Annotated in this window: 18 protein-coding genes and 2 pseudogenes; 6 read left to right on the top strand and 14 right to left on the bottom strand. The window is 49.7% G+C overall.

Features of this window, described 5'->3' with window-relative positions:
* Window positions 1–132: 132 nt before the first annotated feature.
* Together FGQ85_RS07995 and FGQ85_RS07990 are read right to left on the bottom strand one after the other, a co-directional pair.
* Window positions 133–441 (bottom strand): hypothetical protein, encoded by a 309-nt coding sequence (locus FGQ85_RS07995; RefSeq protein WP_138373147.1) that lies wholly within the window; start codon window positions 439–441, stop codon window positions 133–135.
* Window positions 431–718, bottom strand: a pseudogene (locus tag FGQ85_RS07990) (hypothetical protein); the annotation flags it as partial. The gene FGQ85_RS07995 and the pseudogene FGQ85_RS07990, both read right to left, overlap by 11 nt.
* A gap of 153 nt (window positions 719–871) precedes the next feature.
* Here FGQ85_RS07990 and FGQ85_RS07985 point away from each other — a divergent pair.
* Genes FGQ85_RS07985 through FGQ85_RS07965 form a run of 5 tightly spaced genes read left to right on the top strand, consistent with a single transcriptional unit; the run spans window position 872 to window position 5,861 of the window.
* Window positions 872–1,069: a helix-turn-helix domain-containing protein gene (locus FGQ85_RS07985; RefSeq protein WP_005341232.1), complete on the top strand. Its 198-nt coding sequence runs from the start codon at window positions 872–874 to the stop codon at window positions 1,067–1,069.
* A complete protein-coding gene (locus FGQ85_RS07980; protein ID WP_138373145.1) occupies window positions 1,062–1,733 on the top strand; it encodes a response regulator transcription factor in 672 nt (223 codons plus the stop codon). Before FGQ85_RS07985 ends, FGQ85_RS07980 begins: the two co-directional genes overlap by 8 nt.
* Window positions 1,730–2,917 carry a HAMP domain-containing sensor histidine kinase gene (locus FGQ85_RS07975; protein WP_138373144.1) on the top strand — a complete coding sequence of 396 codons (1,188 nt, stop codon included), beginning with the start codon at window positions 1,730–1,732 and terminating at the stop codon, window positions 2,915–2,917. Before FGQ85_RS07980 ends, FGQ85_RS07975 begins: the two co-directional genes overlap by 4 nt.
* Window positions 2,918–2,977: 60 nt before the next feature.
* A complete protein-coding gene (locus FGQ85_RS07970; protein WP_138373143.1) occupies window positions 2,978–3,658 on the top strand; it encodes an ABC transporter ATP-binding protein in 681 nt (226 codons plus the stop codon).
* 4 nt (window positions 3,659–3,662) lie between these two features.
* A complete protein-coding gene (locus tag FGQ85_RS07965; protein ID WP_138373142.1) occupies window positions 3,663–5,861 on the top strand; it encodes an ABC transporter permease in 2,199 nt (732 codons plus the stop codon).
* 76 nt (window positions 5,862–5,937) lie between these two features.
* Here FGQ85_RS07965 and FGQ85_RS07960 read toward each other — a convergent pair whose 3' ends face one another.
* From FGQ85_RS07960 to FGQ85_RS18770, 7 genes are all read right to left on the bottom strand, one after another.
* A complete protein-coding gene (locus FGQ85_RS07960) occupies window positions 5,938–7,590 on the bottom strand; it encodes a recombinase family protein (RefSeq protein WP_138373141.1) in 1,653 nt (550 codons plus the stop codon).
* Between the two features lie 72 nt (window positions 7,591–7,662).
* Entirely contained in the window at window positions 7,663–7,830 is a 168-nt protein-coding gene (locus FGQ85_RS18340) for a hypothetical protein (RefSeq protein WP_171027916.1), read from the bottom strand.
* Between the two features lie 267 nt (window positions 7,831–8,097).
* Complete coding sequence (locus FGQ85_RS07955; RefSeq protein WP_138373158.1) at window positions 8,098–9,456, bottom strand: virulence-associated E family protein; 1,359 nt, start codon at window positions 9,454–9,456, stop codon at window positions 8,098–8,100.
* Entirely contained in the window at window positions 9,416–10,120 is a 705-nt protein-coding gene (locus FGQ85_RS07950) for a CHC2 zinc finger domain-containing protein (protein WP_138373140.1), read from the bottom strand. Before FGQ85_RS07950 ends, FGQ85_RS07955 begins: the two co-directional genes overlap by 41 nt.
* Window positions 10,117–11,361: a serine/arginine repetitive matrix protein 2 gene (locus FGQ85_RS07945; protein ID WP_138373139.1), complete on the bottom strand. Its 1,245-nt coding sequence runs from the start codon at window positions 11,359–11,361 to the stop codon at window positions 10,117–10,119. The genes FGQ85_RS07950 and FGQ85_RS07945 overlap by 4 nt, the downstream gene beginning before the upstream one ends.
* A gap of 474 nt (window positions 11,362–11,835) precedes the next feature.
* On the bottom strand, window positions 11,836–12,141 hold the full coding sequence (locus FGQ85_RS07940) for a molecular chaperone (RefSeq protein ID WP_138373138.1): 306 nt from the start codon (window positions 12,139–12,141) through the stop codon (window positions 11,836–11,838).
* Entirely contained in the window at window positions 12,125–12,607 is a 483-nt protein-coding gene (locus FGQ85_RS18770; RefSeq protein ID WP_243128511.1) for a hypothetical protein, read from the bottom strand. Before FGQ85_RS18770 ends, FGQ85_RS07940 begins: the two co-directional genes overlap by 17 nt.
* A gap of 176 nt (window positions 12,608–12,783) precedes the next feature.
* Here FGQ85_RS18770 and FGQ85_RS07930 point away from each other — a divergent pair, with 176 nt between their 5' ends.
* Window positions 12,784–13,632 (top strand): helix-turn-helix transcriptional regulator, encoded by an 849-nt coding sequence (locus FGQ85_RS07930; protein ID WP_138373136.1) that lies wholly within the window; start codon window positions 12,784–12,786, stop codon window positions 13,630–13,632.
* A 121-nt stretch (window positions 13,633–13,753) separates the two neighbouring features.
* Here the strand turns inward: FGQ85_RS07930 and FGQ85_RS07925 are convergent, their stop codons facing one another.
* The 5 genes and pseudogenes from FGQ85_RS07925 to FGQ85_RS07905 form a co-directional block, all read right to left on the bottom strand.
* On the bottom strand, window positions 13,754–14,035 hold the full coding sequence (locus tag FGQ85_RS07925) for a DUF6809 family protein (RefSeq protein WP_009891893.1): 282 nt from the start codon (window positions 14,033–14,035) through the stop codon (window positions 13,754–13,756).
* 13 nt (window positions 14,036–14,048) lie between these two features.
* Window positions 14,049–14,426 carry a TnpV protein gene (locus FGQ85_RS07920; protein ID WP_138373135.1) on the bottom strand — a complete coding sequence of 126 codons (378 nt, stop codon included), beginning with the start codon at window positions 14,424–14,426 and terminating at the stop codon, window positions 14,049–14,051.
* A gap of 97 nt (window positions 14,427–14,523) precedes the next feature.
* A pseudogene (locus tag FGQ85_RS07915) lies at window positions 14,524–16,062 on the bottom strand (type IV secretory system conjugative DNA transfer family protein); the annotation flags it as partial.
* Entirely contained in the window at window positions 16,059–16,616 is a 558-nt protein-coding gene (locus FGQ85_RS07910) for a PcfB family protein (RefSeq protein WP_138373133.1), read from the bottom strand. The gene FGQ85_RS07910 and the pseudogene FGQ85_RS07915, both read right to left, overlap by 4 nt.
* 4 nt (window positions 16,617–16,620) lie before the next feature.
* The gene (locus FGQ85_RS07905; RefSeq protein ID WP_207738708.1) at window positions 16,621–16,896 is read right to left on the bottom strand and encodes a hypothetical protein; all 276 of its coding nucleotides are present in this window, start codon (window positions 16,894–16,896) and stop codon (window positions 16,621–16,623) included.
* Between the last annotated feature and the right edge of the window lie 40 nt (window positions 16,897–16,936).

The raw sequence follows: 16,936 nt of genomic DNA, 5'->3' as shown, positions 1-16,936 counted from the left end.
CGCATGTTTATCTAACATATGTTCGATGAACATGCGTTCTTTTTTTGACTGCTCCAAAAACGCAATTTCCTATAAAGTAAAAAAACCGTTCTTTTCGAACGGTCCGGCGATGCTTTCTTTCTCTGAGTCTGCCTATTCTTTTGTCTTCTCCGGATTAACATCCAGCAGCAGAAAAGACATATGCGTTGCCAGTTCTGCCATTTCATCTGCATACAAAAAAGTGCTGAGCATTACTGTATCATGTGCATACTTATCATCACACCTGGAACGCATCTTTCTGATCAGTTCCCGAAAAGACTCTTCACACTCTCTGATCATAATTCTGGAAGCAATCTCTTCCAGATGATTGATATACGGGGCATAATCGCTGTACACAGAACAGAAATTAAAGACAAAAAGACTTCCGTACCTTCCTGATCTGTTTTTTGCTTCAATCCACACTGCTGTATTCCTCCTTTTCTGCCGCCTCAGCCTCTTCCGGCGACACTTCGTATTCGTATAGTTCAAACTCCTGATCCAGAGGCAGAACCAGTTTATGTTCAAGATAGTCTTCCACATGGAACTCATTCTTTTTATTAAAGTCAGACAGCTCCTTGTAGCGCTTGTGCCTGGTGATATCATATTTGTCACTGTAAAAAGGCCTTACACCTCTAAGCTGCAGGATACATTTATTTCCATCCATCACAGCCAGCTCATCCCGGCTCATCAATTCTTTGCCACAATGTCAAGTGATGAATTAAAAAAAATGGCAGCCACGATCAAAGAATTCCTTTTTGTGGCTACCATTCTGATAATTATTAGCTTGACTTGTACTGCTTAACTTGTTTTATTCGAGAGTACGAATTATAATATGGCAGTACGGAGGTGCTATATGGATTACATGACTTTGAAAGAAGCAAGCAAAATTTGGGGAGTAACACCCCGTTGGATAAATTACTACTGTTCCGCAGGACGTATCCCAGGAGCGGAAAAAATGGGAACCGTCTGGCTTATCCCAAAGAATGCTACGAAGCCATTGGATGGGCGGAGAAAATCTGCCGGGCAATCAGGAGGAGAACATCATGATTGAAGTTTATTATGCGGAAGATGACGAAACGATTGGCAAGTCTGTAAAAGAATATTTGGAACAGCAGAATTGCAAAGTAGCCGTTTTTGATAGAATTGCAGATGTCAAGAAAGCATTAATCGGTCATTTACCTACAATCGTCTTGCTGGACTGGAATATGCCGGACGGACAAGGGAGTGAATTATGCCTTTGGATTCGGGAAAGATGGAAAACTCTTCCGATTGTTTATTTGACGATTCGGGGCGATTCCCACGACATTGTTACTGGTTTCCAAAATGGGGCGGATGATTATGTGGTAAAGCCCTTTGATCTTGCCGTTCTGTATTCCCGTATTTTGGCACTGCTGCGAAGAACCAAAACCATAACCGACACAAAGCTATTCTGCGATGACCTGATGTTGGATAAGGAAAAAACGGCTGTCTATGACGGACAGAAAGAAATCGTTGTAAGCCAGCCGGAGTACCGCATTCTGCTGATTCTGATGGAAAACAAGGGAAAAACGATCACCAGAAACCAGTTATTAGAGCAGGTTTGGGATCGCAGCGGGAATTATGTAAATGATAATACGCTGACGGTCACAATGAAAAGATTGCGGGAAAAGCTGAATCATCCAGCCTGCTTAAAAACGATCCGAAGTTTTGGCTACCGTATGGAGGACACACAATGAGCGAAAAATGGAAACAAAAAATACTTCTGATTTTTCCGTTTGCTGTTCTTGCGGCAGGCATGATACTTACCGCCGCTTTCTTCCTGCACACGTACCGGCAGATTGCATTTGAACACACCTCGGCATTATGCGAAACCATATTGGCAAATTCTCCTGAAGCGGAGCCGCAGCTATTAGCGGCTCTGAAAGACTATCATTCATTGACGGAACAAGAACTCAGAGGCAACGATTATCTGGAAAAATACGGATACCGGGTTAATGATTTTTGCTATGATTTCCCGCTGGATACAGTGCTTTTTCCGATTCTATTTTTCCTTGTGACTGCTTGTGCTTTTGGAGCTGGAACTTTTTTGTCCCACAGAAAAAATCGAAAGAGGATTGATGATTTGACCGAGTATTTGGAGCAGGTTAATATCGGTGCTGGCGGGACATTGATACAGACGAAGGAAGATGAATATTCCCATTTGCAGGACGAAATATACAAAACTGTCACGATGCTTTATCAAACAAGAGAAACGGCAGTTGCCGCAAAGGAAAATTTTGCAGAGAACCTGGCTAATATAGCACACCAACTGAAAACGCCGATCACAGCAGCCTTTTTGTCGTTGCAGCTTATGGAAAAAGAAATTCCGGGGACTTACGCAGAACAGGTCAAACAGCAGTTGAAACGATTAAACCGTCTGGAAGAATCCTTGCTTATGCTTTCCAAGATTGATGCTGGAACGTTGCCGCTCAAACGGGAAAAGGTCGATCTTTATACGGTATTAAATCTGGCGGCAGATAATCTGAACGATTTATTGCGAAAAAACCATATTACTGTTGAAATTCCAGAAAATGGCTGTATTGAATTTTTGGGGGATTTGGAGTGGACAATGGAAGCCCTCATCAATCTCATCAAGAATTGTATGGAACATTCCAAGCCGGGCGGCGTAGTCCATTGTGGCTACTCTGGCAACCCTCTCTATGTAGAAATTCAGGTATGGGATGACGGGGCGGGCTTTGACACAGAGGACTTACCGCATCTTTTTGATCGTTTTTACCGGGGCCGGTGTGCGGTTGGAGATGGAATTGGAATTGGTCTGGCTCTTGCCCGTTCCATTTTTGAATTGCAGAACGGAACTATAACCGCCTGCAACTTGCAAAATGGCGGTGCTTGTTTTGAAATAAGGATGTACAGTCACTGAGATGTCACTTTACTTTGTTATACTGTACGCAAGACCATTCAGTAGAGAGGAGAAAGTGACATGGAAATACTAAAATGTGAAAATGTTCGAAAGGTATATGGCTCTGGGAACAATCAGGTCGTGGCGTTGGATCACATTGACTTGTCTGTACAAAAAGGAGAATTTGTAGCAATCGTAGGGGCATCCGGTTCGGGGAAATCTACACTGCTGCATATTTTGGGAAGCGTGGATAAGCCGACAGAAGGGAAAGTCCTGATAGAGGGGACAGAATTATCTGCCATGAACCGAACCCAGGCAGCCATTTTCCGGCGCAGGAAGGTCGGATTGGTCTATCAATTTTATAACCTGATCCCCACCCTTACCGTCCGAAAAAATATACTCATGCCGCTCCTGTTAGACAAACGCAAACCCAATCAAGAATACTTTGAGCAGATTATACATTCCCTGGGAATCGAAGATAAACTGGAATCACTGCCCAGCCAGCTTTCCGGCGGACAACAGCAGCGAGTTGCTATCGCCCGTTCTTTGATCTATCGCCCGGCGCTGTTGCTTGCTGATGAACCGACCGGCAACCTGGATCGGAAAAACGGAGAGGAAATTATTGACTTGCTAAAATTATCTAACCGTAACCTGGAACAGACGATTCTTTTGATTACCCATGATGAAAAGATCGCATTGGAGGCGGATCGCGTTATTACCATAGAGGACGGGAAAATTGTCGGCGATCAGAAACGGAGGTAAGAATATGTGGAAAGACTATTCGATAGGATTCATCAAAAAGAATCGGGCTTCCAGCGTATCCGTTCTGGTTGCGGCGTTTATTTCTGCCCTGTTTCTTTCTTTGCTGTGCGGTTTGTTTTATAACTTCTGGAATTATGAAATAGAATCTGTTGTTTTAGAAGAAGGAAACTGGCAGGGACGCATCAGCGGGGCGTTTGAAGAAGATAAAGTGTCCGAGATTGAGAATTTCGCCAATGTAAAAACGGCTATAATCAATGAGGATTTATCAGACGATCAAACTCTTGTAGTTGATATTTGCTTTGATAACATGAGGGCTGTGTATCAGGATATGCCTCTTATCGCCCAGCAGTTAGGTGTTCCGGAAACTTCCGTATCGTATCATGAATCACTGCTGTCAAGTTATTTCATCAACGATCCGCAGGACAGCAATCCGCCCTTATTGATGGCTTTTTATCTCTTTGTACTCCTGCTTGTGTCGGTGTCTTTGATTTTAATCATTCATAACTCGTTTGCTGTATCTATGAATGCCCGTGTCCATCAGTTTGGCATCTTTTCCAGCATTGGGGCGACGCCGGGGCAAATTCGCACCTGTCTTTTACAGGAAGCGGCGATGCTTTGTGTGATTCCTGTTTTGATCGGAAGCTTTGTCGGAATCGCTTTGACCTTCGGAGCCATCCAGGCAGTCAATATTCTCGCCGATAGTATTGTCGGCAGGCATGAAGCTGCCTTTGCCTATCATCCGCTGGTGTTTGCAGTCACGATTCTGACCTCGTTTTTGACGGTACTGATTTCTGCCTGGCTGCCAGCCAGGAAATTGAGCAAGATGACCCCACTGGAAGCTATAAAAAACACGGGAGAATTACAGCTAAAACGGAGAAAAAAGTCCCGTATTCTTGCGCTTTTATTTGGAACCGAAGGGGAACTTGCCGGGAATGCACTGAAAGCACAGAAGAAATCTCTGCGAACCGCCACGCTGTCGTTGACCCTTTCTTTTTTGGGCTTTGCCCTTATGCTGAGTTTTTTTACTCTCTCTGGAATCAGTACAAACCATACCTATTTTGAACGCTACCAGGATGCCTGGGATGTGATGGCAACGCTTGAGGACACAAAGATCGAGGACTTCTCTCATACGGATGAAATCCATGCTTTGCCTGATACAGACAGTGTGATTTATCAAAAGGCAAACGCCGTTTGTTCTATTGGGGCGGACGCTGTCAGCGAAGAAGTAAAAAGTCTGGGTGGTCTTGAAACAGTCGCCGGAAGTGATGTCAGTATGGCAGATGGGATTTATACCATTCAGGCTCCTATTGTAATCATGGACGACAGCAGCTTTGCCACGTATTGTGAGCAGATCGGCGTTTCCTCAGCGGAAAACGGGAGCGTTGTTTTGAACCGTATTTGGGACAACATAAACAGCAATTTCAGATACAAAGAATATGTTCCGTTTTTGTCAGAGAACCAGGACACGATGACTTTACAAAACCTGGAAGATGCGGCTGCAACTGTGGAGATTCCGGTTTTGGGCTTTACAAAGGAGCCGCCGGTTTTGAGAGAAGAATATGATAACTATGCTTTAGTTCAATTTGTGTCCCTTTCCACATGGAAACAAATCGAAAAGACGATTGGAAATGCTGAACCAGATACCTATATCCGCATTCTTTCAGAAAAAGAAAGAACCCTGACAGAACTGAGTATGATTGAAACCGAGCTGACGAATGTGCTGGGACATGACATTTCTTTCGAGGTGGAAAACCGGGTTCAGGAAAAGATAGACAACGATGCTATGCTGAACGGGTACAAACTGATAATCGGGGCGCTGTGTGTGCTGCTGGCCTTCATCGGAATCGCTAACGTATTTTCCAACACGTTGGGATTTATCCGGCAAAGGAAAAGAGAATTTGCGAGATATATGTCCATTGGCATGACGCCAGAAGGTATGCGAAAAATGTTTTGGATCGAAGCCATCGTTATAGCTGGCCGCCCCGTTCTGATCACGTTACCGATTACGGTTGTGTTTGTGTGGCTGATGATAACGGCAAGCTACTTGAATCCAATGGAATTTTTAGCAGTGGCTCCCATTGTTCCTATCCTGCTTTTTATCGTGGCACTTTTTGGCTTTGTTGCACTGGCATATTACCTGGGTGGCAAGAAAATTCTGAAATGTGATCTGGTAGAAGCACTGCGAACGGATTATATGGGATAATACTATCGTTCAGACAAATCGCTTTATCCACAACAAAAGCCCCATCCCTCAATGGTTGAGAGATGGGGCAAACTATTTACGCTGCAATCTCCGGGATTTCCCCGACAAAGTTATAAACGATCCTGACCTCCTGCACCTTCTGGCCGTCCACCTTTTTGACCTCGCCGATCAGGATTTTGCTGATAAGCCGGTTCAGTACGGACTCGTCCAGTTCCTCAATAGCGGCATAGCGCCGGATTTCCTTGATAAAGGTGCGAACTTCGCTTTCCTGTGCGTCCGCCCGGCTCTGCATCACCGCCAGATCGTGCAGGCGCTTCTGGTTGGCTTCCTGCTCCTGTTCCAGCGCCGCCGTCAGCTTCATAAACCGCTGTTCAGTCAGGATGCCTTTGGCCTTATCGGTGTACAGGTTTAAAAACATTCCGTCAATTTCCTGATTCCGGGCTTCCAGCCGTTTCCGTTCCTTCTCTGTCTGGGAAGCGTCCACCAGATACCGGCGCTCCATCCGGCTGCTGAGCCGCTGGTAGAACGCATCGGCGTCCTTCATGGCCTGCTCCGCCAATTCCTGTATATCCTTCAGCACCAGATTGTACAAATCCCTTGCCTCAATCTTGTGGCTGGTACAGGCGTTCTTGCCCAGCCGGTTGTAGGTCTGGCAGATATAGTATGCCTTATCAATCGGCTCCCGCATTTCGCCGGTGAAGCGGTTCTTCCCGGTTCTGCCGGCTTTTTCATACCGCACCTGCATGGACTTCCCACAGGTGGCGCAGTAGACCAGCCCGTGGAACAGGTTATAAAAGGGGCAGGCGTTGCCTTTCATAATGGTGGGCCTGCGGTCAATGATTTCCTGCACCTGTTCCCATTCCTCCGGCGTCACAATCGCCTCATGGCAGCCCTCAATGACCTCCCATTCCTCACGGGGGATAATGTCATAGGTGTTGGAGCGGATGCCTTTCTGATGTGTCCGGCAGACAAGATGTGCGCCCTTATAAAAGGGATTCCGCAGGATATGGCTGATCCTTGCGCTCCCCCATGAATAGTAGTTCATGTCACATTCTGTATTGCTTTTTACTCTGGTGATGGGGATTTTATCATCCATGAGCTGCTTTGCGATCCGCATACAGCCCCAGCCGTCCAGTGCCATATCATAGATTTTTCGGATCACCGGCGCTGTCTCCGGGTCAAGGATCAGATGTCCTTTGTCCTCCGGGTCGCGCATCAGGCCAAGAGGCGGCTGCCCGCCGCAGAACTTTCCCTGCCGGGAACGGGTCATGCGTCCCGCCAGCACCTTTTTGGAAATATCCCGGCTGTACATATCATTCAGGATATTCTTAAAGGGCGTGATGTCCATCTCCTGACGGGTCAGGCTGTCCACGCCGTCCGTGATGGCGATATAGCGCACATTGTGTTTGGGGAAAAAGATTTCGATATAGCTGCCAGCTTCAATATAATTCCTACCAAGTCTGGATAGGTCTTTGGTGATGACGCAGCCGATCTTCCCCGCCTCAATGTCAGCGATCATACGCTGGAAGGCAGGGCGGTTGAAGTTGCGGCCCGTATAGCCGTCATCCACATAATACTCATACTGGAACATCCCATGCTTTTCAGCAAAGTCCCGAAGCATGATTTTCTGGTTGCTGATGCTCATGCTCTCATTGTCGCCGCCATCATCCAGAGAGATACGGCAGTAGAGAGCGGTGATTTTCTCATAGACTTGTTTTTTCCTGCTCATAGCGTTCTCCTTCTATGAACAGGGACACGATACCATTATAATACCATGCCCCTGTCCCTGAATCAACCGTTTTTACGCAGCATTCTCCGCCATTTCACGCTGCTGACGCCATTCCTCGAAGTGTTCGCAGGTCTGACGCTCAATCAGCTGCTCAAAGGCTTCCCGCATGGACTTCTCCCCGGAGAACTCCCGCACCACCACAAAACGGACTTTATTTTTCTGCTGCTTGCTTTTTTCCATAGGCTACCTCCATAGAGTGGCAGGCCAGACGGCAGCACCGGCAACGAAGTCCGGCAACGAACCTCTGAAAACCTGTAAACTATCGTCTGACCTGAAAATCTTACTTTATCAATTTTCTTGAAAAATCTCGTTGCTTTCGTTGCCGGAGATAGAGATAGATATTAGAAAATGCCTTATTTACAGGCTTTTTCCGTATCCAGACCGGAAAATCCCCGGCAACGAACCCGGCAACCAAGTGACAACCATCCCGGCAACAGACCGCCATTTTCAGGCAGTCCACTCTTTGGGAAGTTCCAGCTGGCGGCATTCTTCCTCGGTCAGCTCCACAAATCCATCTTCGTTGCCGGGCAGTTCGTTGCCGGAAACGTCCCGTTCCCAGCCCCGCTGTCTGCCATACCCGGCGAACATCCGGGGATTGGAGAATGGTTTCCAGCCCGTCACCACCGTGTTCATGATCTCGTTGATATTGTGCAGCTGCCACCGCTTCGGCTCATCGTAGGTGTGACCCAGCGCCTCCTTGAACAGCTGTTTGGAGCAGACCATGCTGCCGGTGTAGTGTTCCAGAAATCCCTGTATCTGCCCGGCCTCGGTGTCCTCCGGCATGAAATCCTTCTGTACCTCCACCAGCTGGCGCTGGATAGACTTACTGAACTTCATGGAATAGTGGCCGCTGCGGTAGATGGTTATGGCCTCCGCCCAGACCTGCAAAAGATAGGCTCTGGAGGCGTTCTCGTCCTCTAGGATGTGAACCTCCGCATTCTCCGGGTAAATCATGATCGGCAGGAAGCGCCGGTTCCCGGCCCGGTCAAGTGGCAGGAAGTCCAGCGTGTTGGATGAACCGCCGAACACGCACTGCCGCAGCCGGTCTTTTGGCTGGGCCTCGTAGGGTGTCCGGTAGGTTTCTTTCTGGCGGCTGATGAATGAGCGGATTTCCTCAATGCTTTTGGCGCTGCTGGTAGCCAGCATCTCTGACATTTCGATGATCCAGTGGCCTTGCAGTTTCAAAAACACCCTGTCATCGTCCAGCTTTTTTAGATCGTCACTGAACCACTCGTCCCGGATCGCCAGCAGGCGGAAGAAGCTGGACTTGCCAGCGCCCTGACCGCCTACCAGACAGAGCATTTCCTCATATTTGGAGCCGGGGCGGAATACCCGCCGGATTGCCCCCAGCAAAAAGTGTTTCAGCATTTCCTCCACATAGTCGCTCTCGTCCGCACCTAAGAAGTGATGGAGACAGGAGCGGATACGGGGCGTCCCGTCCCAGACAAGGCCGTTCAGCACGTCCTGTATGGGATGGTAGCAGTTTTCGTTCGCCACGATGGAGAGCGCCGCCGTCATCTTTTTCTCGCTGGTCAGACCGTAGTTCTGCTCAAAATAGAGAAGCAGATACTTCACGTCCGTATCCGTCAGGGCGCTGGTATTCCTGCGCCAGCCCAAATCCCGCACAATGTCCACCCGGTCAGTCAGGAGGTTCAGGCGGATCGCCCCGCGCAGGAGAGGATCATGGCAGAACACCGTCCGGCAGTTGCCGATGGTGTTGGCGGGCTGGCCTTTCTCGGTGACGGAGAGACTTTCCCGCACCTCGTCAACGCTCTGCTCCGGCGCTAAGGCTTCGGCTGCGCTCATGGCGGCCTGCCGGGTGGCTAGCGGTAAACTCTGATATTCGCTGCTCAATCTTCCTCACCTCTTTTCCATACTCAGCGACTACGCAGGCCCGTTCCTCCATGCTGCCGGACAGGAGAATGTCCAGCAGATACTCCGTGTACGGTTTCTTTTGCAGGGCCTCCACGAACAGCGGGTTCCATGCTTCCTCTGGCGTCTGCGGGGCGTATTCCTGTTCCCAGCGTTCCAGCAGATGCAGGTAATCGCACAATACCCAGAAACATTTCTGCTCCGCCTGCCGGTAGCGTAGTTCCTCGCTGATTTTTCGCTTGACCGGCCTCCTGCGGGGCGGGTCATGGCCTTTGGCGTCATAGCGGACAGAGAAATCCTCCGCCAGCTTCAGAGCCGCTTCCTTACTGCTCAGCCCGAACAGGCGGGCGGTAAAATCAATCACATCCCCATCTGCCTGACAGCCGAAGCAGTGGAACCGGCGGTCAACCTTCATACTGGGATGTTTGTCATCATGGAAGGGACAGCAGGCCATCCCATTTCTGCCTACCGGAACCCCATAAATTTCCGCAGCCTGCCTGGTGGTGACAGACTCCTTCACCGCTTCAAACACATTCGATTTTCTCACCTCCAGACAGAAAAAAAGCACCCGGTTTCCGCAGAAAATCAGATGCCTCATAACTCCATATCTTTCTTTTTGGTCGGGGCAATACGCCCCTCACGTTCCCAACGCTCCCGGTTTTTCCGGTCAGCGTTCGCCTTGCCTTTTGCCAGCTTCTCCCGGATGGATCCCCTTGCCTTCTCCTTGATCTGCTCCTTACCGGCCTTCTTGACCTCCGGCTGCATAAGCGTTTTCTGGATTTTTGCCAGGGCGTTCTGCATGACCCGCTTGATTTTGGTAATCACTCCATCCAGACGGGCGGCAGCGTAGTCACGCTCCTTCTGCGGGGCCTTCCGCTCCGGCGAAAGCACCCACTTTTTCGTTTCCTCCACCAGACGAATATCTTCCTTGTGCGTCTCCTGCCGGACAGTATCGGTCACGACCTCCACCGCCTTGTCGTATGCCACATCGGAAACATCATCCAGCAGCGTCTCTACGTCCTCGATTTTGAGCGTCAGTTCTTCCAGCTTCTGCTCCTGCGCCGCCAGCTGCTCCTTCTGTTTCATCAGGATATAATCCTGTTTTTCCAGATAGTCCCGCCCGCCGTAGGACGGCTCCTGATCCAGATGCAGCCCATGCCGTCTGGCGATGTCAAACAGAATCGTCCGGCAGACCGCATCAAAGGTCTGCTTGCGGTTGTTGTTCCGGCCTTTGGGCTTTTCAGGGTTTGGGAGAGGGATGCCCAGTTCTTCCAGCGCCTTTTCCTGCTGGGGACACAGTTCCCCGTAGCGGTTCTCACAATCAAAGACGTGCCGCTCATGGATGTGGGGCGTCCCTTCGTCCAGATGGAGCGCCCAATCTAAGATGTGGATATGGGAACCGAAGCGGCGCTCAAATTCCTCATAAAACTCATTGACGATGGAAAAGAGCGTATCCGGCGTGACGGATTCTCCCATCGTGCCGATCTGGTAGATGCTTTCCTCCGGGCAGGTCTTGTTGTTTTTCAGCAAGTCCTCCACGGTGCGGTTGCGCTCCGTGTGCCGGGTTTTCTCATTCCGGGCGTTCTGGGCCTCCACATGGCCGCCGTAATGCTCGTAGTAGTACATCCGCTCGATTTCCTCAAAGCTGAAATCCGGCTGCTCCGGGTTCTCCCGGAACTCGTGTGTCGTGAAGCCCCGGTAGCAGTCCCAGTAGACATTCCGCCTTGCCCGTTCTGCGTCAATGTGTTCGCTGTTCTCCACATCGAACCGGCGGTCATTGTGGCGGGGATTGTAGGTGCCATGCTTGCCGGAGCGCCCGTTGTGTCGTGTCAGTTTCAAACAATTTCCCTCCTTCCTGCGAAGATGCTGCGGGGCCGGGGAAGGGCGGCGAAGCCGCAAATCCTGCGAAAGTCTGCGTCAGGTAATACCCAGTACGAGTTGACGCAGGCATCAACTCTCCCTGGGCAAGGCGTTTCACCCTTGACCCGATGGGGCGGCTGCCCTCAACCCGCCAAGGCACTTCGTCCTTGACCCGATAATGGCTGCCGCCCTTAACCTGCCAATGGGCGTTGCCCCTTGACCCCAGCAGTGCGCTGCCGCCCCTGCACCCCGGCACAAAGGGCTGGCTGCCCTCTGTACTCCCGCACCGGCGAAGCTGGCTTCCACCGCAGAAGCGGTGTTTGCCAGTTTCACCGGCTCCGTATCCGCACATTTGCGCCCATAGGCGGGAAGTGGATACGGAATACGCCTGCGGGGATTGCCGGTCAAAACACCGGGTGCAGACCCGGCATTTTGACCGTAATCGCCCAGATTTCAGGCGATTTTTTCTTCCGCCCCTACCACCTGAAAGCCATGCTCCTTTGCGTACTCCCTTGCGGCGGCTTTCCGTTCCTCGCTGTACGGCGGCACCAGCCGGATCGACAGCCGGGACTTGTCCAGCACATAGGTCACGCTGCCCTCCGGCGTGCTGCGCTCCAACCGGCACAGCAGAGGGTATTTCCGGCTGAAATCAGCCAGCCTGCGCTTCAAACTGGCGTTGAAGGTGTAGACACTGGCAAGGTTCTCCGCCTCGTTCCAGTTGATGATGGTTTCTTTCTCATACTTAGACAGCTTCCTCATACAAATCCTCCTCATAATCAGTGTAAGATTTCAGCACACGCAGGCTGCGCTTGAGACGGCGGTACTCGTCCATCTCCATCCGCAGATGGTGGTAAAAATCCTCGTACCAGCTTTCATCCACCTCCGTCTCCACCTTCCGGGCCAGCCCCAGCATCCGGCGTTTGGCCTCCGGGTCAACCGTCAGGGCCGTCAGCCATTTCAGCCGTGTCACCGTATTGTGGTGGCTGGGACAGCCGTAAGCGTAGAGAATCTTCTTTTCTTTCATACTCAGTGTCATAATGATTTCCTCCATTTCTTTGCTGCGGGACCATGCGCCCCGCATGATTGATAAACTTGTTTCTGTCTGCCGGTCTGCCTGCAAGCCGCTCCTGCCCGGAATTTCTCCCGGCGTATCGGCCTCTTTGGTGCGCTCGATTTCTGTCCTGGCGTCACTTCCCCGGAGGCCATACCCCTTGCAGCCGGTCATTCGATTTTCAAGGTTCTGTGCCTGTCTGCAAGAACCAGTTTACCGAAAAAAGAGGCCCTTCCCCGTATATCCAAAACGTCGGAAAAACGCTTGAAATCCGCATATTTCCACGCTTATGGAATCGTGCTATAATGGATGTAATCACTGAAAAACGATAAGGAGAGAGGGGGCATTGGATGTACGCAAAGCTATCAATCCCGGAGCGGCTCAAAGACCTGCGGGTGGTGGACAAGCACCTGACGCTGGAACAACTGGCAGAGCAGACCGGCCTGTCTAAATCCGCGCTGGGAAAATATGAAAGCGATGACTACAAGGACATCAGTCCGTTTGCGATTGCAACGCTGGCAGAGTTTTACGGTGTGTCCACTGACTATCTGATGGGGCTGACGGAAAATAAAAATCACCCAAACACAGAACTTCAATCTCTGCATCTGAGTGATGATATGGTGGAACTTTTGAGCAGCGGCAAGATTAACAACCGGCTTCTCTGTGAACTGGCTACCCACCCAAATTTCCGGCGGCTGATGATAGATATGGAAATCTGTATCGACCAGATCGCCAATATGCGGGTGGAGCAGATGAATCTGGTGTTGGAGGCCACCCGGCAGACCGTCATGAGCAAGTATGAACCCGGAGAAGATGACCTCTATATGCGGACGCTGGAACTGGGGCAGGTGCAGGAAAGCGATTTTTACAGCCACGTTATGCACGATGATCTGGACAGCATCGTCCGGGACATCCGGGAAGCACACCGCAAGGACAAAACCACCGCCGACCCGCAGCCCACGCTGGATGATGTGAAGGAAAAATTTGAGCAGGCCATAGGGCAGGGCAGCGATACAGAAATGCTGATCCACGAGTTCTGCGATAAGTTGCAGATACCCTTTGAGAAGATTTCCTCGGAGGACTTCTCGGCGTTCCTGCGGATACTGAGCCTGTCCAAGCTGCTCAAAAATCCCAATAACATGAGGGGAAAGGCCAGCCCCATCCCACTCAACCGCAAGGCCAGACGTAAGCGGAAGTAAAATTTCCATATCCGGGAGCGGCAAAAAAGCCATCCGCCGGTTGATTGGCAAATGGCTTTCGTAAAGCTGCATTCTGTTGTGGTGGTTGTTCCCAGTTTGGGAACAACCTCTATTGAAGATGCTATTCTTTGTCTTTTTGAGACACCTGCGCATGGGCTTCCTGCTGGACAAGCAGCCCCGCCGAAAAGCCGTATTTGAAGTGGCTTTCGTTTTCCTCACACTGAGCGATTGCCACCTGCTCCCGCAGTTCTTCAACCAGTGCATAGTCTTCTTTGCTCAGGCGCTCAGATAAGGTGTCCATCAGGGCGGCGCTGGCTTTGACTGCCTGCTTGAACCTCGGTGAATCAGCGACCACCGTTTCACAGGGATAAAATCTGCCGTTATACATTTCTTCCAGAATCATGCGTCCACCTCCCTCAGACAAAAATCATCTCAAACAGGATGATTTCCTCTGCCCGGCTGCGGATACTGTTCATGCCCCCGACCCACGCAAGCTGGTCACGGGCTTTCAGTTCCTCGGTGACACCCTCTGCCTCCTGCATCTGCGAGACGATACACGCCAGCCGGTCAGCGGCCTGTTCGTTCAGGTCAGCAAGATATGTCCAGAGTTTTCCCGACAGAAGCAGTGCATTGTACTGGCCGGGCCGGTGTTCTTGCAGAAACGCTTTGTGCATCCGGCCCCATCGACCAATAGGGCAGCTTTCCTCCGGCAGCCTCAAATCGGAGATGTAGTAGTCTCCTACCAGCGTGTAGTTGATGCCGTTTTGATGGATTTTCTTTGGTAAATGCTCCATGTTCGACCTCCTGTATTCAGTTTTTTCAGAATCCAGTTGATCGTGTCCCTGTTCATGATAAATTCAAGGCAACTGAACTCTTCACGAACAAGTATGGCATATCTTTTCCGGTTTTCTGGTAATTTAGTCCATAAGACCGGCTCTGTCCTCTGGTGTCCGAGGTATTATAAAGATCGATCGTTTCTTTCCCCAGAGTTTCCGAGATTTCTTTCAGGGTAGAGCTTTCTTTTCCGCCGAGAAACAACATGGTGTCGCAGTTGCCGAGAATTGTTTCGGCAGCGTCTTTATAGATCGTTTTCAACTGACTCTGTGACTGGAGGATAATTGATGCAGAGATTTCCCTGCTTCGGATCGTAGCAATAAGCTTGTCAAATTTAGGAATCTGCCCGATATTGCTGAACTCATCCAGCAAAAGCCGTACATGATAAGGAAGCCTGCCCCCGTAAACATCATCCGCTTTGTCACACAACAGATTAAAAAGCTGTGTATACATGATTGCCACAATAAAATTAAAGGTATCATCCGTGTCAGAAATAATGACAAACATGGCGGTCTTTCTGTCTCCCAGCTTGTCCAGTTCCAGTTCATCGTAACTGGTAAGTTCCCGTAGCTCGGCAATATCGAAAGGAGCTAACCTGGCGCCGCAGGAAATCAGAATGGACTTCGCTGTCTTTCCGGCAGCCAGCTTATATTTCCGGTACTGCCTTACGGCAAAATGTTCAGGATTTTCTGCTTCCAGTTCCTCAAACAGTTCATCCACTGCATTTTTAAAATCTTCATCCTCTTCCCGTGTCTCACTGGCATTGATAAATTCCAGCAATGTAGAAAAATTCTGTTCTTCTTCCGGAGCCTCATACCAGATATATCCGATCAGGGCCGTATACAAAAGCCTCTCTGCTTTGACCCAGAAATCCTCTGTTGCTTTTTCTCCTTCTCCCTTTGTATTCGCAATGATCGTATTCACCAGCTTCAGGACATCCCTCTCCGAGCGGATATAGTGGAATGGATTAAAGTGCATGGATTTACTGAAATTAATGGTGTTCAGCACCTTGATCTGATATCCGTGGTTCACCAGCATCCGACCGCATTCCACGATGATCGTGCCTTTGGGGTCTGTAACTACATAGGAAACATGATCTGTCATCTGCATCAGCTGTGGCTTCACATAGAATCGGGTCTTCCCGGATCCGGAGCCTCCGATCACGATGACATTTTTATTTCTGGCATATTTGGGAAGTTTTGGCCGGCTGTTCATAGTCAGCCTTTCTGTCTGGGTCAGGATGATATTATTTTCAAATACAGGATCCATAAAAGGCTCAATGTCTTTTGCAGTCCCCCATCTGGCTGATCCATACTCCTCCCCCTGCCGGAACTTCTTTGCATTCTTGCCCCGATAGACGACTATGAGCTTTAAAAGTACAGCCGCAGCTGCCCCCGCCAACAGATCATACAAGTGAATGCTGGGAAGCCAGGATACAAACGCCAGTTTAAAATTCGATAACATCACGCCCATACGTACAATCCAGCTATCTCCCGTACAATGACGGAAAAGCCATGCTCCCTTATCCACGATATAAAAGCAGATCACATAAGGAAAATTCGAAAGGAGCAGTTTTTTTATCTGTATGTTTTTCATCGCTCCTGTCCTCTGTCTTTCTGCCTGGTCTTTACACGTTCCCGATGCTTTGCTGTCCTCTGAATAGCTTTCTGGAGCTTTTTCCTGACAGAAGGTCTTCTGGATTTCTTCATCGCAACCCCGGCATACTCCCGAAAGGCTGCAGTCATCACATCTACATCCTTTGCACGGAAGAACACCATATATCTGGGCGGTGAAACGCTGTTATCTCTTTTCAGGCTGTAATCAATACCATATTTTCTCGCAACCCTGTCAAATGAACGGATATTCTGATTCGTTATCAGAATGTTTGACAGCTGGGCGCCTTTTGCCATCAACTGTTTCATTGTCTGTTTCCCATGAGGCACTTTCTTCTGCTGATGTTTCTGTTCTTTTATTCTTCCTTTCTCCTGAGCCCTGCCTCTTTTTGCAGCCTGCCTGACCTGTACCTTATTCTGCTTCGCACGGTCTCTGTCGTTCAAATACTTCCGCAGTGCTGCTTTCAGAACTCCTGCTGTCATCCTGGTGCACTGAACACACAGGCTGATCGTTTTCTCATTTACTTCATCCTGCAAATTTTCACCTCACTTTCCGGGAATTCATTTCCCGATATAAAACTGCAATACAGTAACCGATGCACGGCATATGTTTTCCATAAGGACAGCCTTTACAGCGTCCCGGTTCGCGGGGCAATTCTCTTTTTTTGATTTCTGATGCCAGATAATGGCACTGTTTTTCCTTACATCCTCCTTTTCCCCACCAGTAACAATATCTGCAGGACCATGGCTTGTCCTTCTGATACTTCTGCCCCGGAATTGCCGCTTTCGGATCGATCACTAATTTCTTATTTCCCATAATCCTGTATCCTTTTCTGTTCCATAAAAGGGCGCCCACA

Origin of the sequence: Pseudoflavonifractor sp. BSD2780061688st1 E11 (assembly GCF_005844125.1) — a bacterium.
Classification (GTDB): Bacteria; Bacillota; Clostridia; order Lachnospirales; family Lachnospiraceae; genus Sellimonas; species Sellimonas catena.
Note: the sequence above shows the minus strand (reverse complement) of the source record. Positions and strands in the feature narration are given on the sequence as shown.

Excerpts from the sequence above, each read along its gene's own strand:
- FGQ85_RS07980 (WP_138373145.1), top strand. The coding sequence starts at position 1,062 with ATGATTGAAGTTTATTATGCGGAAGATGACGAAACGATTGGCAAGTCT.
- FGQ85_RS07930 (WP_138373136.1), top strand. The coding sequence starts at position 12,784 with ATGTACGCAAAGCTATCAATCCCGGAGCGGCTCAAAGACCTGCGGGTG.
- FGQ85_RS07955 (WP_138373158.1), bottom strand. The coding sequence starts at position 9,456 with ATGAGCGCAGCCGAAGCCTTAGCGCCGGAGCAGAGCGTTGACGAGGTG.
- FGQ85_RS18340 (WP_171027916.1), bottom strand. The coding sequence starts at position 7,830 with ATGGAAAAAAGCAAGCAGCAGAAAAATAAAGTCCGTTTTGTGGTGGTG.
- FGQ85_RS07920 (WP_138373135.1), bottom strand. The coding sequence starts at position 14,426 with ATGGAGCATTTACCAAAGAAAATCCATCAAAACGGCATCAACTACACG.
- FGQ85_RS07965 (WP_138373142.1), top strand. The coding sequence starts at position 3,663 with ATGTGGAAAGACTATTCGATAGGATTCATCAAAAAGAATCGGGCTTCC.
- FGQ85_RS18770 (WP_243128511.1), bottom strand. The coding sequence starts at position 12,607 with ATGACCGGCTGCAAGGGGTATGGCCTCCGGGGAAGTGACGCCAGGACA.
- FGQ85_RS07940 (WP_138373138.1), bottom strand. The coding sequence starts at position 12,141 with ATGAGGAAGCTGTCTAAGTATGAGAAAGAAACCATCATCAACTGGAAC.
- FGQ85_RS07985 (WP_005341232.1), top strand. The coding sequence starts at position 872 with ATGGATTACATGACTTTGAAAGAAGCAAGCAAAATTTGGGGAGTAACA.
- FGQ85_RS07970 (WP_138373143.1), top strand. The coding sequence starts at position 2,978 with ATGGAAATACTAAAATGTGAAAATGTTCGAAAGGTATATGGCTCTGGG.
- FGQ85_RS07975 (WP_138373144.1), top strand. The coding sequence starts at position 1,730 with ATGAGCGAAAAATGGAAACAAAAAATACTTCTGATTTTTCCGTTTGCT.
- FGQ85_RS07950 (WP_138373140.1), bottom strand. The coding sequence starts at position 10,120 with ATGAGGCATCTGATTTTCTGCGGAAACCGGGTGCTTTTTTTCTGTCTG.
- FGQ85_RS07960 (WP_138373141.1), bottom strand. The coding sequence starts at position 7,590 with ATGAGCAGGAAAAAACAAGTCTATGAGAAAATCACCGCTCTCTACTGC.
- FGQ85_RS07925 (WP_009891893.1), bottom strand. The coding sequence starts at position 14,035 with ATGATTCTGGAAGAAATGTATAACGGCAGATTTTATCCCTGTGAAACG.
- FGQ85_RS07905 (WP_207738708.1), bottom strand. The coding sequence starts at position 16,896 with ATGGGAAATAAGAAATTAGTGATCGATCCGAAAGCGGCAATTCCGGGG.